This window comes from uncultured Legionella sp. (assembly GCF_937871865.1).
GTDB lineage: Bacteria > Pseudomonadota > Gammaproteobacteria > Legionellales > Legionellaceae > Legionella.
Genome location: NZ_CALMPD010000217.1, coordinates 1 through 13,438 on the forward strand (window position 1 = coordinate 1; position 13,438 = coordinate 13,438).

Below are 13,438 nucleotides of genomic sequence, written 5' to 3' on the forward strand. Positions count from 1 at the left end.
AGATGCAAATATTGCAAACCCTCAGGAACGACAAAATTATATTGTTCATACTGCCAGTGGTGTTTTTAATAAAGCATTTTATTTGCTTTCGAGAGAACTGGGTATTAAAAAAGCATTTCACCTGATGCTTATTGCCAATACCAGGTATTGGACGCCTACTACTGATTTTCTCAGTGGTGCCTGCGGTGTTCTTTATGCTGGGAACGATTTAAATGCCGATACCGCGTTAATCAAAACAGTTTTTAACCAGGTTGGAGTGAGTACTTCTGATTGTGCCGTGTAATTTGGGCTTCCCTATGTAGCGCGACTCCTCGGATTACGCGCTGTGCACTTCATCTGGACTACGAAATGATGTGACGTTTCTTTACTTAATGGCAGTGGATACCTCATCAGCCAACATACTTTTTGCTCTAAAACATCACACAAAGAACGCTTATTGTTCCATTCCTGTTTGCTGAACAGTGAATTTAGTATATAATCACCCAGTTGTTCTTCTGAATTTTTCCTGATAGTGCCACCGCTATGGTGATATTCTGTTTGGCAGTTCATTAAAGTTTGATATTAATTAGTGTTAGGAACACAATGGCCATTTCTTTTATTACCTCTGGCATACTGATTCTGAGTTTCTTCTGTGTCGCTATGATGATTATGAAACTTCATCAAGCCCCTTCCACTCCTATTTCCTTTGTTCAATATATAAAGCTGATTTTTAGCGGCATTATTGCGTTCATTGCGGACACCGTAGGAGTCGGCAGTTTTGCCGTCAATGTTGCTTTGGCAAAGCTGTTAGGAACTTTTCACGATGATGAGCTGCCGGCTGTTAACAATGGCGCACAAGTAATTCCCGGAGCGATTGAGTCTTTGTTTTTTATGCATTTGGTCGATGTAGATCTGACTACTTTATTGACCTTGGTTGCTGGTACCTGTGTCGGAGGATTGCTCGGTGGGGTGATTGTCAGTCGGCTGAGCAAGCAGGCGATTCGTTTGGCCATGATTTGTTGTTTTGCCTTAATCATTGTCCTGTTGATATCGCATCAATTCCGCTGGTTGCCCGTGGGAGGCGATCTGACTGAATTGCATTCCTGGAAATTAGTGATTGGGTTTTTTGCTTTAATGATTTGTGGTGCTTTGACTTCTGTTGGAATAGGGCTGTTCGTCATGGTGCAAGGAGTTTTATTCGTGATGAATATTTCACCTGTTGTTGCTTTCCCTATTATGACGACTGCCGGAGCAATGCAACAGCCATTGACCACGTTAGTCTTTTTACAACAAAATAAAATACCGTTGAAGAAAACGCTGATTTTAAGTCTTTCCGGATGTTTAGGAGTGCTGATTACTATTCCCATCTTCACTCAGTTAACGATTACCTGGTTGCATTTACTATTACTTTGTATCTTAATTTATAATTTTCTGGCAATTGGCCGTACTTATTTGCGATTAAGGCCTGGCAGACAAAATATTCAGGCGGCTGGTAAATTAGCAACAGCAGAATAGCAAAATACAGCCGGGATTGGTGTTATGAAAAGGATTTTTTGTCACTTTAACAGGTTTAATTTTTACCCTATTTTGTTTTGCTGCAAACAAGCAGTTTGCTACCTTGGTTATTTTGGGCGACAGCTTGTCAGATAAAGGTAATTATACCGTTATCTGTAGTACAAACTCCCCATTTCTCCTCCTTATTTTGAAGGTCGTTTCTCTAATGGTCCTCTGTGGATAGAACAGCTGTATGGCTCACTCTTATATTGCGGAAAAGGCGCGTGAATTGTTGGATGACGCGGGTTTGGAAGCACTTTATCCGGCGACAAAACAGCGAGGCTGATGAAACCATGCGGTAATTTCATCTTGAACTTAAAGTCTGCAGTATCGGGCTTTTGACATATATAGTATAATCAGCACAAATTTTGATACCAGTGCATACTATGGATGAGCTAGTCAGTAAATCACAGAAAAAAAGAGACGCCGATTTTTTACAAAAAACGGGCATAAAATTTATCGATTTAAGTATGGCAAAACTCGATTTATTGCCTCTTACCGATACCTTGCGTAAAGCAATTATTGATGCGAAAGCAATCAAAAGCCATGGCGCCAAACGACGTCAGGCTCAATTAATCGGCAAGTTAATGCGTGCTGCTGATCATGAGGCCATTCTTGCGGCTTATGAACAAATTCTTGAAGAAGACAGTGCCGTTACGGCTGGGTTTCACGAAGTAGAGCAGTGGCGAGATAAATTGCTTAATGATGGCAAAGATGCGTTGACGGAGTTTATTACTCTTTATCAGCCCGAAGACGTTCAACAATTACGGCAATTGATAAAAAAAGCAATTGATGATCAATTGAAAGAAAAAAATACTGGTGCAGCAAAGGCCCTGTTTCGTTACTTAAGGTCAGCCATATTATGAATTATTCATTATTTATCAGTTGTCCAAAAGGGCTGGAATATGTACTGGAAGATGAGCTAAAAGCCTTAGGGTTTCATAGTAATCGAGTCAGTCCTCAAGGAGTTTATGGCGAGGCGACACTTCCGGTTATTTACCAGTTGTGTTTATGGTCAAGAATAGCGAACAGAATTCAATTAGTCTTATTTAGCGGTCATGCTGCAAATGAGCAGGCTTTGCACCAACTGTGTACAGGGTTTCATTGGCAAACAGTGTTCACTCATGACAAAACTATAGCAATAGAATTTCATGGTTCATCGGAACATATTCGCAATACTATGTATGGTGCCCAGGTGGTTAAAGATGGAATTGTTGATCATTTTCGTCGGCTCAATGGCTCAAGGCCTAACGTCGATAAAGAAAAGCCGCAAATTCGCATTCATGCCCATTTAAAAAATGAAATGCTAACCGTCAGTTTTGATTTAACTGGCTACAGTTTGCATCAAAGAGGATATCGCAGTCAGGCTGGCATGGCTCCATTAAAAGAAAACGTCGCTGCTGCTTTGTTGATTCGGGCCAAGTGGCCAGAGTTAGCTGCTCAGGGATATGGTTTCCATGATCCTTTTTGTGGGGCCGGAACTCTAGTGATTGAGGCGGCAATGATGGCTGCCCACATTGCCCCTGGTTTATTACGCCAGGATCAGTCTTTGCAATATTGGGCTGAGCATCAAGCTTCCTTATGGGAAAAAATGCGGGTGCAGGCACTACAACTGGTGAAGCCACTAGGGATTAAGTTAACCGGATCAGACAGTGACAGCAGAGCCGTTGCTTTGGCTCGTTCTAATGCCGAGCGCGCCGGCGTACTTCCTTTGGTCGACTTTAAGGTTTTGAATGTTAAAGAGTCACAATCATTGGCTGCAAAGGGATTAGTGGCTTGTAATCCTCCCTATGGAGAGAGGCTGGGAGAAACAACTCAGCTTGTTCCAGTATATCAGCAATTAGGTAGTGTACTGCATCGTCATTTTCAGGGCTGGAAAGCCGCTGTTCTGACTTCTAATCCAGTGTTGGCTAAGGCAATGGGATTACGTGCGAGTAAACAATATACTTTATTTAACGGCCCTCTGGAATGTAAGTTATATTGTTTAGATATCTCTGTAGAAAATGAATTAAAGGGCAGCATGAGCAGTACGATGTCTCCTAATGCACAAATGCTTTTCAACCGGCTGGAAAAAAATCGCAATCATTTGCAAAAATGGGCGAAGAAAAATGAGATTTCCTGCTATCGAATTTATGATGCGGATTTACCAGAATATGCTTATGCGATAGATATCTATAATGATTATGCAGTGTTGCAGGAGTATGCTGCCCCCTCCAGTATCCCTGTGGCAAAAGCAGAGAAAAGAAGCTTGGAAGTAATGCAGGTAGTGCCGAGAGCTCTAGGAATTGATCCCGATAAATTAGTGGTAAAGCAACGCAAGCAACAAAAAGGCACAGAACAATATCAAAAAATGGATAAAACGCGCCATGCTATGACAGTGACTGAAGGGCGCGCGAAACTGAAAGTTAATCTTTATGATTATTTAGATACTGGTCTTTTTCTCGATCACCGGCCATTACGTCTGCGATTTGCCGAATTAAAGCCAGGAACACGATTTCTGAACTGTTTTTGTTATACAGCAAGTGCCAGCGTGCATGCGGCCATTGCCGGTGCATTTACAACCAATGTTGATTTATCCAACACTTATTTACAATGGGCTCAGGATAATTTTCGGTTAAATCATCTGGATACAGCAAAACATCAATTCATCCAGATGGACTGTCAGGAATGGTTAACGGTGAGCCGGGATAAATTCGATGTCATCTTTTTAGATCCGCCCAGTTTCTCGAACTCAAAACGAATGACCAATACATTGGACATACAAAGAGATCACAACAATTTAATTCGCTCTGCAATGAGGTTGCTGAATTCTGATGGGGTATTATATTTTTCAACCAATTTTCGTCATTTTAAATTGGATGCTTCGCTTAAAGATCATTTTTCTATTCAAGACATTAGTAGCCAGACTATCGATCAGGATTTTAAACGCAATCAGAAAATACATCATTGTTTTAAACTAAAAAATAGGTAGATGGTTTTATCTACCTATTTAAAAACAGGGCTGTTTTGTGTGGCCTGATTCATTACTCAACGGGTTCTTTACTTGGTATGATTTCAGTTGTTCCGTAGATTTGGTTTTTTAAATCGCTCATGAACCCTGCCATGAACATTAGTTCCGCGGCCAGGAAGAGTGGAGCGATGAGTGCCTGGCACAAATTCACCATAAAGGCGGGTTTTTTTCCTTCAATATAATGGCCATAAAATTGCAAGCCCCAACCCAAAACGAAGGTAATTAAAAAGGCCCAAAGCCCTAACTTGGTTGGCCCGAAATAACTAAACAAATTAGCAAACCATAGTAAAACAATAAAGATTGGAACAAGGACTAAAGTCAGCTTCCAATTGAGGCGAAAGTAATAAATGAGCGCGATTACTGCCGTCAGGCAAGCCAGATTGGTTGCGTATACGTCTGGTATTACAATTTTCACAAAGCCAAGTAATATCATGAGTGAAAGGATAATTAACGGAACTCCTGCCATGTGAGTATAACGGGTCATGGGATTTTGGTGATACTCTGCATAGAATTGAGCTTGCTCAATAAATGATTTCATGTTCATCGTCCTGAATTTTAGTTATTTAAAACCATAGCACATTATTCGGTTAACCACCAAAATACCCTTGAATGATATATTAAAAAGATAGCGCGATTACATTTGGCGTTTAATTAAGTAATTTCTGGCGTATTACGGAAGCAGTATTTTGCTCCCGTAATGGCTTGTTCATTAATGATTTTTTCTGAGATAGCGCGACATTTTAACCGGGGAAAGCATATCATCTGCTTGTACTGCGAATGCTGAAAGTTCTGGGGTATTGGTTGCATATTGGCACACCCAGCTTCCTTGGCCATCGTTTTCTGGTGTTGGTGAGCCTGACATGGTCGATAGAATCTGGTTGCTTGTTTCTATGGCTCTCTCTTCTGATTCTGCAGTAATGCCCCCCATGATAAAGACCCAATTAGATGGGGTCTCGTAATGACTTACATGAAAGGTAAGATAAAACCCTTCAAGAATTTCGGCAGCATTAGTCATTCCTTCTGACTGTATGGCCGGCATGTCAGGACAGACATCTGGTTTATCTTGACCTGCGAGAACAGAGCTGGCGAAAATCAGGGTGCCAAAAAAAATAGCCAGCTTTGATTTGAACATCATGGTGCAATCTCCTTGCTACATTAAAAAGTATACTTACCCAAGATATATAAAACATTGCCGTTTTTATTGAATCCTGGAATGTACGTTGCGGCCACCGTTACTTTTTTATAAAAAACTGATGCCCAAGGCAAAGCCCCAGGAAATGGCATATAATTATTGATGTCTGAGCGAGCAGTCACCAGGACAGTGTAGCCAATTCCTGCCTTAAGATCTTTGTGTAGATTAGCCACTTTTAAATAGGCATATCCTGCAACAGGTTCCCAGTCGCTGTGTGAATCCAGAAAAGCAAAGGTAAAGAGTCCATGCCAGTTTCCTTTTTCATCAAACAGCCCCTTTCCTAGCCCGCCTCCCCATGCTCCCTCATTATAAGATCTTATTTTTTCTTGACTGTAGGTATAACGATTATGCCAAGCATAACCTGAAATATAGAGTTCGTTGTCACCTTCTGTCCATATCTGATGGAGGCGTTGACATACTGGCTGTAGAAGCGAGCCCCAGCGAGAACAATTGGTTTGCTGGGCTTCTGGAGCAGCTACCACATGAAGAGAAAACAGAAGCAGCACGCTGGAAATAAGTCTTTTCATTTACGTTTTAACCTTTCGGGGTTTATCCCGGCCATATTTTAGTGTTAGAGTTTGATTGTGAGCGGTTTCAGTTATAAGGAAGCTAACCCGACTTAAAGGTTCTACAAGGTCTCTTGTTGAGAATAGAACAGTCATAAACCAGAGAGCATACTATCATGGACTTGTTTCGCAAAAAAGACATCGCAGGATCATTGGATAATGAATCCCATTTAGCCAAATGCCTCTCCTTATTTGATCTTACCTTTCTTGGTGTTGGTGCCATTATCGGTGCAGGCATTTTCATTCTTACGGGCATTGCTGCCGCGACTCAGGCGGGTCCTGCTGTGGTTTTATCGTATGTTGTTGCGGGATTGGCCTGTGCTTTTGCAGCACTTTCTTATGCTGAATTAGCCGCTGCCATTGGCGGCTGCGGCAGTGCTTATGGTTATGCTTATGCTGGATTTGGTGAGCTGTTTGCCTGGATAGTTGGCTGGGATTTGTTATTAGAATATTCAATCTCTGTGTCTGCTGTTTCTGTGGGCTGGAGTGGTTATGCTAATGATTTTCTTTTATCAATGAAATTGCGGATGCCTGATTATTTGTTGCATGGACCTGTTGATGGGGGTGTGTTCAATCTACTTGCATTTTTAATTATTGCCACCTTAACCGGTCTTTTAATTATAGGGGTTAAATCAAGTACTCGTTTTAATAACGTGATGGTTCTTATCAAATTATTGGTTATTTTTATCTTTATTGCCATTGCATCCACTGAAGTTCGTGCGGAAAACTGGTCTTCCTTTTTACCTTTTGGTTGGTCTGGAGTGATGAAAGGGGCTTCATTAATCTTTTTTGCCTATGTTGGTTTTGACGCGGTATCTACTGCTGCGGAAGAGGCGATTAATCCGCAACGAGATTTACCGCGTGGAATTATTGGTTCGCTACTGATTTGCACGGTTTTATACATTGTTGTGGCAGGATTGTTAACCGCTATTGTTCATTACACGACTCTGAATGTATCTTCACCGATTAGCCATTCTCTTTTGATTTTAGGACATAAAACAGCAGCAGGCCTTATCGGAGTTGGCGCTATAGCCGGATTAACTACCGTGATGCTGGTTTTATTCTATGGGCTGACCAGGGTCTTTCTTGCTATGTCCCGTGATGGCCTATTGCCCCAAATATTTGCTAAAACCAATAATAATACCAAGACACCAGTTCGCATTATCATGTTATGCGGCATTTTGATGGCATCATTTGCTGGAATTACCCCAATAACCACTTTAGCCGAGTTAGTGAATATTGGTACTTTATTTGCTTTCATGGTCGTATGCGCTGGTGTTATCTATCTGCGTAAAACCAAACCAGAAATGCCGCGGCCCTTCAAAACACCTGGCATGCCTTATGTCCCTGCTTTAGGAATAATCAGTTGTTTCTATTTGATTTGTAATCTGCCGTTGCTCACCATTATTCGATTTACAATATGGATGGTTCTTGGGCTTGCCGTTTATTTTATGTTTAGTCGGAGAAACAGTGTGTTAGGAACGAAAGGGTCGTGTACTACAGAATAATATTTTAGCCGTAGGTTAACATAATTGCTGCAGCGATTATTGCTGCGGCAGGAATGGTGAGTAACCAGGATAAAAAAATCCTTCTGAGCATCGCCCAATGAGTACCATAAACACCGTTTATCAGGCCAACTCCCGCAATTGCTCCGGTTACTGTATGGGTTGTTGATACTGGAACACCGCATTCAGTCGCTGCAAAAATAGTGAAGGCAGCTCCTGTTTCTGCAGCACAACCTTTTAAGGTATTTAGTTTGGTTATTTTGGTTCCCATTGTATTGATTATTCGCCAACCTCCGGCCAGAGTGCCTAGACTTATAACCAGATGACAGGATATAACGACCCAGCAAGGAACATAAAATTCACCGCTAATCCAGGATGCAGAAAAGAGCAGGATAGCAATGATTCCCATCGTTTTCTGAGCATCATTTCCGCCATGAGTCAGACTGAGCAACGCTGATGAGAATAATTGAAAGCCCTTAAACAAACCATTGAGCTGCGTTTCATTTTTATGCTTGAGTAAGGTGGTTAAGGCATGTGTTAACAAAAAGCCGATGATTAGTCCCAATATGGGTGAAATAAAGATCCCCGCTGCAACTTTGGCAAAACCAGCAACTTTAAGTGAGCCTATTCCTCCTTTTGCTATCGCGGCTCCTGCCATGCCTCCGATTAAGGCATGTGAGGAGCTTGAGGGCAAACCATAATACCAAGTCACCAGATTCCAGAAGATTGCTCCAGTGAGGGCTGCTAGAATAAATGGCGCGTTGACCAGGTTTGTGTCGATAAGACCGCTGCCAATCGTTTTGGCAACGGTTAAATTAAAAATGAGAAAGGCAATAAAGTTAAAAAAAGCAGCCCATAATACCGCTTGTCGTGGGGTTAAAACGCCAGTCGTTACTATGGTTGCTATAGAATTTGCCGCATCATGGAATCCATTAATGAAATCGAAGACAAAAGCCAGGAAAATGACGAACAGGATAAATAAGGTATTGTTGTCCATTCCTGACGGTTCCTTGTTTAAATGTAGTAACTACTCTTGGTCATTAGTTTAGATACTATGTTCATTAATTGTTTCACAGGATAGGGTAGCTCTGTTGCTCCTGCTTCCATGGCCATGGAAGCATGCTGCTCTTCATCCAATTGCATCTGCTTAAGGATTAGCTGAGTTTTTTTATCTACAGCGGGCACTTCCTGTATGTGTTTTTGTAAATGAGATGTGACTTGACGTTCTGTTTCTGCAACAAATCCCAAGCTGATTTTATCTCCGGCAAAGCCTGCCAGAGCTCCAAGCACTATTGAGCCGGCATACCAAAACGGATTTAATTTGCTGGGACTGGAGTTTAATTCGGACAAGCGTTCTTCACACCAGGCCAGATGATCTACTTCTTCTTCTGCTGCTTGAGCCATCTGTTCTTTTATGTGGGTTAATTTTGCTGTTAGTGCTTGGCCTTGATAAAGGGCTTGGGCACAAACCTCTCCGGAATGATTAACTCTCATTAAACCGGCGATGTGTTGTTTTTCCCTGGATGACAGCTTGGTATCCTCAACTGCTGCCGATGGGGATTGTCGAGCAGGAACTCTCTTTTGAGGAGGCAGCAAGGTTCGCAGAGCGCTGTCGATCTCGTTGATCAGACCATCAAGAAGGCTGGTTGTTCTCATAGCAACTTTTTTTTTAAATTCTGAGCCACTATGTTAACTGGATTAATAACGACTTTGAAGTCATTCCTCCACTAAATTGTGTCTCGATAATAATTAAATATAGGTTTAAACTGGATTTAAACCAGGATGTTGCGAAGGAATGGGCATGAACAGTAAAAATAATTTTTTAATTTATGGTTCTTACGGTTATACGGGAAATTTAATTGCCGAATTAAGCCTTAAGCAAGGATTAAGACCGGTGCTGGGGGGGCGTAATGAAGAGCGGCTGGCTCAACAAGCTCAGAGATTAAATCTGGATTACAAGGTATTTGATTTGGAATCAATAGAGCAGGCTCAATCTATTCTTCAGGAGTTCATTGCGGTTATTCATTGTGCCGGTCCTTTTATCCATACCTATAATCATATGGTGCGAGCATGCCTTGCTGCACATACTCATTATATTGATATTACTGGTGAGGTCATGGTTATAGAGCAGTTAAGTGCTTTAAATGATGAGGCAAAAGCTGCTGGCATTATGGTATTGCCTGGAGCAGGGTTTGACGTCGTTCCCAGCGATTGTCTGGCTCATTATTTGAAGAGTCAATTGCCAGATGCTGTTCAATTGGTTTTGGCTATAGGTTCTATCCAAAAGGGGGATGGTCCTAATGCCGGGATTTCTCGTGGAACAGCCAGGACCATGCTGGATGGAATTTCTGATGGGGCAATGATCCGGGAACAAGGCCAGTTAAAAAATGTTCCTTTAAACTGGAACACCAGAATGGTTGATTTTGGTGGCGACAAATCGCTATTGTGTGCTGCTGTATCATGGGGTGATCTGGCTTCAGCATGGTGGAGCACTGGTATTCCTCACATTGAGACCTATATGGCATTACCTAAGAAAATGATTCGTTTGAATAAATGGATTAACCCTATAAAGGCACTCTTTAAATGGCAACTGGTTAAACGATACATCGAGCATAAAATACAGCAATTGCCAGAAGGCCCATCCATGGCCGAGCGGCATAATTCAGTCGCCAAAATATACGGTGAAGTGAGCAATGGTTCCGGTGCTACATTCAAAGCTTTAATGACCACTCCTAATGGTTATGAGCTAACTTCATTGTCTGTTCTGACCATTGTCCACCATATATTAGCCGGGAATGCACCCATTGGGTTCCATACCCCATCTACTGCATATACTGAAGATTTAATCATGAATATTCCTGGAGTGAACCGTATTGATTTGACGAATTAATTATGAGGCATTCAGGCGGACAAAATTATTTATTATTATCAAAATACTTCAATATTACCTATTATAAAATGACACGGAACAAAAAAAGCCAAGTTGTACTATAATCTTGTTAATGTGGCGTGTTGGAGGTAATTCATGTTCTGGAATCATCAGAAAGGAAATCCCGAAAATTTGAAACAGGTTCATCAGTATTATATGGATATTATGAATTGTTTGCCTGATATTGTGTACTGGGTCGATGTAGATTGTCACTTGCTCGGATGCAATAATCGTTTTGTGGCCTTATTAGGCTTAAATGAACTGCGGGATTTTAAAGGTACCCCCTACCAACAAATGGAAAAATTCGCCCACTGGAACGATAAGTCTATTGAGATGCTTAAATTGGATGATATGAGAGCGATATTTACTGGTCAGTCTCGTTATAATGTAGAGGAAAAGCCAATACTTGATGGGAATAATAATAATCTTTATTTCCGAACAAATCGCGTACCGATGTTTGATGAAAATAAAAATGTAGTGGGCCTGGTGGTGGTACTAACTGATATCAGCGCTAATAAAAAACAAATTCATAGCGAGCAGATCCAAAAGAAAGAGGCGATAAAATCCGAATTGCCTGCAAAAATAACGTCCTTACCTAGCATTTTAATGATAGAAGATAATCTTATTGCGCAAAATGTGGAGAAAGCTCTGCTAACTGCATTAAATTGTCAGGTCGATATTGCTGATACCGGGGATATGGCCTTAAAGCTGTTTGATCCTGGAAAATATGATCTGGTCCTGATGGATATTGGGCTGGAGGGCACTTCTGGGTATATTGTTGCCAAACAACTACGTAATATGGAAAAAGACACCAATCACCATGTGCCTATTATTGCCTTGACTGGATATGAAGCAGATGTGGTGAAATACGATTGCGAGCAATACTTTATGGAAGGGGCGATCACCAAGCCCTTAACCAGCGAGCAGGCCGAGCAAATAATCGACCATTACGTCTATCATTTGGACGTTCCGGTCCGAGGTCTGAAAAGTGTTTGAGTTGTTATGACCTAATTATGTCCTAAAATCCCCTGGCCAGTTTTTTAGATGGAAAAACGAACTCGGGGACTCTGCCCTTCCTGCTTGACTTCTACCCAATAGACGATAGAATAAAAAACGCTTTCTTGAGCTAGCAACAAATAGGAGCTGAAGTGTATTGCTCTCGGCGCTATCGAGCTCTATTCCCACGTGAATTTAAAAAAAGGGACGTAAGCTCGTTAACAAAAAAGCTGGACAGGACCTCAAAACAGCAAAGCCACAAGAGGGACAGATACTACTGAAAGAGGATACTACGTCGGGCAGAGAAATCTCAGTAGATAGGCATTGTATCGGTGTGTAAATAAACAATTCCATAAAGAAAAGTGCAACATTTTCATGCAAGCATTCGCACTCCATTTAGGGCATAAATAAGAAGGATTTTAATGAGCACATTAAGTCGTTTTGTATTGTTAGGTAGCAGTCTGTTTTGTCTGAGTCATCTGGGCCATACTGGAGGAGATGGAGTTTCCTCAAGAGTCCATTCAGACCTGCGTCCTTTCGTTGGTTTTACCCTTGGTGCTGATTTTATTCGCACGGGCCATGCGCAGACCTTGAGTTTACTGCCCCCCTTTTCAAATCATTATACGAAGAACTCCTCCTATCAAAGCAGTGGTTTAGTGGGATTGGGCTTAGGAGTGGAGCGAGGAGCCACCGAGCAGTTGTCCTGGCAATTAGGCTTATCGGGTTATTTTAACACCGAAGTAAAAAGCCAAGGCCACGTATGGCTATTTGCTTTACCTGCATTTGATAATTTTATTTATGACTACCGCATCCAGTCAAAACGCGTGATGGCGACCGGGAAAGTGCTCGGAACAGTCAAACAAACCCTTCACCCTTATGTGTCTGGAGAATTGGGGGCGGGTTTTAATCGCGCGAGTGCTTATAAAGAAACGCCTCTTATTAGTGAAGCAGCGCCTATGACACCCTTTAGTCGCCGAACACAGACCTCCTTTGCCTGGGGCGTTGGCGGCGGGATTGATGTAGACCTTAATGCCGGACTTCGCTTGGGTATTGGCTATCAATTTGCCGACTTGGGTAAAGCCTCATTAGGCAGAAGCCCTGCCCAACGTACGGAACAAACGCTTCGTGTCCCTCATTTATACAGCCAGGAACTTCGTTTCCAACTGACCGCCTTTATTTAGGGATGAATCACATGAAAAAAAGCATTCAATGCATCCTATTGGGTTTGGCTTTGTGCGGCACCGTGCTCGCACACGCAACAACCCCTGTTTTTTTAATTACCCCTATCACCAAATTACCCAGCACAATTTATGCGGGCCAAACCTTTACGACCACCTACAACGTCACGAACAACACACCTTATCCCTTAGACGGCAATGGAGTTGTTGAATTGCCTAATGGCGTTACTCAGGTCGGAGGCAGTTGCGACACGCCTTTTAATTTAGCTCCTGGGGCTAATTGTACGCTGACCTTGCAGATTATTGCGAATGAATTAGTTGGTGATGTACGAGGTGGCCCCAAAGTATGTAATAACTTGAGCAATCCCGTTTATTGCGCCAGGCCTTCATCAGGGGATGAGCTTAATCTGATTAAAAATAACAATCTACCGCCAGTCTTTACCATTAGCGTCACGGTTTCTGGCCTCACCGCCAGTGGTTTGGTAGTACAAAATAAAGGAGCGAATGCTTTGGCGATACCTGCCGGAAC

13 protein-coding genes and 2 pseudogenes are annotated in these 13,438 nt (G+C 42.0%); 10 read left to right on the plus strand and 5 right to left on the minus strand.

The genetic code is table 11. The features are described 5' to 3' along the window. The 5 genes and pseudogenes from Q0495_RS11660 to rlmKL form a co-directional block, all read left to right on the plus strand. Nucleotides 1-283: M4 family metallopeptidase (locus tag Q0495_RS11660; protein WP_298626476.1), on the plus strand; the 283-nt coding region annotated here is incomplete at its 5' end. Nucleotides 284-582: 299 nt separating this feature from the next. Next, nucleotides 583-1,494, plus strand: a complete 912-nt coding sequence (locus Q0495_RS11665) for a sulfite exporter TauE/SafE family protein (protein ID WP_298626478.1) — start codon at nt 583-585, stop codon at nt 1,492-1,494. Between the two features lie 103 nt (nt 1,495-1,597). After that, nucleotides 1,598-1,725, plus strand: a pseudogene (locus tag Q0495_RS16835) (lysophospholipase); the annotation flags it as partial. 194 nt (nt 1,726-1,919) lie between these two features. Continuing rightward, nucleotides 1,920-2,399: a ribosome biogenesis factor YjgA gene (yjgA, locus tag Q0495_RS11670; RefSeq protein ID WP_367274413.1), complete on the plus strand. Its 480-nt coding sequence runs from the start codon at nt 1,920-1,922 to the stop codon at nt 2,397-2,399. Further along, nucleotides 2,396-4,504 (plus strand): bifunctional 23S rRNA (guanine(2069)-N(7))-methyltransferase RlmK/23S rRNA (guanine(2445)-N(2))-methyltransferase RlmL, encoded by a 2,109-nt coding sequence (rlmKL, locus tag Q0495_RS11675; RefSeq protein WP_298626481.1) that lies wholly within the window; start codon nt 2,396-2,398, stop codon nt 4,502-4,504. The genes yjgA and rlmKL overlap by 4 nt, the downstream gene beginning before the upstream one ends. 52 nt (nt 4,505-4,556) lie before the next feature. Here rlmKL and Q0495_RS11680 read toward each other — a convergent pair whose 3' ends face one another. The 3 genes from Q0495_RS11680 to pagP form a co-directional block, all read right to left on the minus strand. After that, complete coding sequence (locus tag Q0495_RS11680; protein ID WP_298626484.1) at nt 4,557-5,081, minus strand: DUF962 domain-containing protein; 525 nt, start codon at nt 5,079-5,081, stop codon at nt 4,557-4,559. Nucleotides 5,082-5,252: 171 nt separating this feature from the next. Beyond that, complete coding sequence (locus Q0495_RS11685; RefSeq protein WP_298626487.1) at nt 5,253-5,678, minus strand: DUF4949 domain-containing protein; 426 nt, start codon at nt 5,676-5,678, stop codon at nt 5,253-5,255. A 20-nt stretch (nt 5,679-5,698) separates the two neighbouring features. Further along, nucleotides 5,699-6,262: a lipid IV(A) palmitoyltransferase PagP gene (pagP, locus tag Q0495_RS11690; protein ID WP_298626493.1), complete on the minus strand. Its 564-nt coding sequence runs from the start codon at nt 6,260-6,262 to the stop codon at nt 5,699-5,701. Nucleotides 6,263-6,417: 155 nt separating this feature from the next. Between pagP and Q0495_RS11695 the strand changes: the two genes are divergently transcribed. Beyond that, nucleotides 6,418-7,809, plus strand: a complete 1,392-nt coding sequence (locus Q0495_RS11695) for an amino acid permease (RefSeq protein WP_298626495.1) — start codon at nt 6,418-6,420, stop codon at nt 7,807-7,809. Nucleotides 7,810-7,813: 4 nt separating this feature from the next. On the opposite strand, the gene Q0495_RS11700 is transcribed toward Q0495_RS11695, so the two are convergent. Both Q0495_RS11700 and coq7 read right to left on the minus strand, forming a co-directional pair. Beyond that, nucleotides 7,814-8,803, minus strand: coding sequence for an inorganic phosphate transporter (locus Q0495_RS11700; protein ID WP_298626498.1), 990 nt, complete (start codon nt 8,801-8,803; stop codon nt 7,814-7,816). Nucleotides 8,804-8,820: 17 nt separating this feature from the next. Then, nucleotides 8,821-9,462 carry a 2-polyprenyl-3-methyl-6-methoxy-1,4-benzoquinone monooxygenase gene (coq7, locus tag Q0495_RS11705; RefSeq protein WP_298626501.1) on the minus strand — a complete coding sequence of 214 codons (642 nt, stop codon included), beginning with the start codon at nt 9,460-9,462 and terminating at the stop codon, nt 8,821-8,823. 145 nt (nt 9,463-9,607) lie between these two features. Here coq7 and Q0495_RS11710 point away from each other — a divergent pair, with 145 nt between their 5' ends. From Q0495_RS11710 to Q0495_RS11725, 4 genes and pseudogenes are all read left to right on the plus strand, one after another. Further along, nucleotides 9,608-10,696 carry a trans-acting enoyl reductase family protein gene (locus Q0495_RS11710; RefSeq protein WP_298626504.1) on the plus strand — a complete coding sequence of 363 codons (1,089 nt, stop codon included), beginning with the start codon at nt 9,608-9,610 and terminating at the stop codon, nt 10,694-10,696. Nucleotides 10,697-10,831: 135 nt separating this feature from the next. Continuing rightward, nucleotides 10,832-11,731, plus strand: coding sequence for a response regulator (locus Q0495_RS11715; protein ID WP_298626507.1), 900 nt, complete (start codon nt 10,832-10,834; stop codon nt 11,729-11,731). A gap of 422 nt (nt 11,732-12,153) precedes the next feature. Further along, nucleotides 12,154-12,912, plus strand: coding sequence for a hypothetical protein (locus tag Q0495_RS11720; RefSeq protein WP_298626510.1), 759 nt, complete (start codon nt 12,154-12,156; stop codon nt 12,910-12,912). 11 nt (nt 12,913-12,923) lie between these two features. Further along, nucleotides 12,924-13,438: pseudogene (locus tag Q0495_RS11725) on the plus strand (hypothetical protein); the annotation flags it as partial.

What these genes read in the sequence shown, in the direction of transcription:
- Q0495_RS11665 (WP_298626478.1), top strand. Translation starts at nt 583, where the DNA reads ATGGCCATTTCTTTTATTACCTCTGGCATACTGATTCTGAGTTTCTTC.
- yjgA (WP_367274413.1), top strand. Translation starts at nt 1,920, where the DNA reads ATGGATGAGCTAGTCAGTAAATCACAGAAAAAAAGAGACGCCGATTTT.
- rlmKL (WP_298626481.1), top strand. Translation starts at nt 2,396, where the DNA reads ATGAATTATTCATTATTTATCAGTTGTCCAAAAGGGCTGGAATATGTA.
- Q0495_RS11680 (WP_298626484.1), bottom strand. Translation starts at nt 5,081, where the DNA reads ATGAAATCATTTATTGAGCAAGCTCAATTCTATGCAGAGTATCACCAA.
- Q0495_RS11685 (WP_298626487.1), bottom strand. Translation starts at nt 5,678, where the DNA reads ATGATGTTCAAATCAAAGCTGGCTATTTTTTTTGGCACCCTGATTTTC.
- pagP (WP_298626493.1), bottom strand. Translation starts at nt 6,262, where the DNA reads ATGAAAAGACTTATTTCCAGCGTGCTGCTTCTGTTTTCTCTTCATGTG.
- Q0495_RS11695 (WP_298626495.1), top strand. Translation starts at nt 6,418, where the DNA reads ATGGACTTGTTTCGCAAAAAAGACATCGCAGGATCATTGGATAATGAA.
- Q0495_RS11700 (WP_298626498.1), bottom strand. Translation starts at nt 8,803, where the DNA reads ATGGACAACAATACCTTATTTATCCTGTTCGTCATTTTCCTGGCTTTT.
- coq7 (WP_298626501.1), bottom strand. Translation starts at nt 9,462, where the DNA reads ATGAGAACAACCAGCCTTCTTGATGGTCTGATCAACGAGATCGACAGC.
- Q0495_RS11710 (WP_298626504.1), top strand. Translation starts at nt 9,608, where the DNA reads ATGAACAGTAAAAATAATTTTTTAATTTATGGTTCTTACGGTTATACG.
- Q0495_RS11715 (WP_298626507.1), top strand. Translation starts at nt 10,832, where the DNA reads ATGTTCTGGAATCATCAGAAAGGAAATCCCGAAAATTTGAAACAGGTT.
- Q0495_RS11720 (WP_298626510.1), top strand. Translation starts at nt 12,154, where the DNA reads ATGAGCACATTAAGTCGTTTTGTATTGTTAGGTAGCAGTCTGTTTTGT.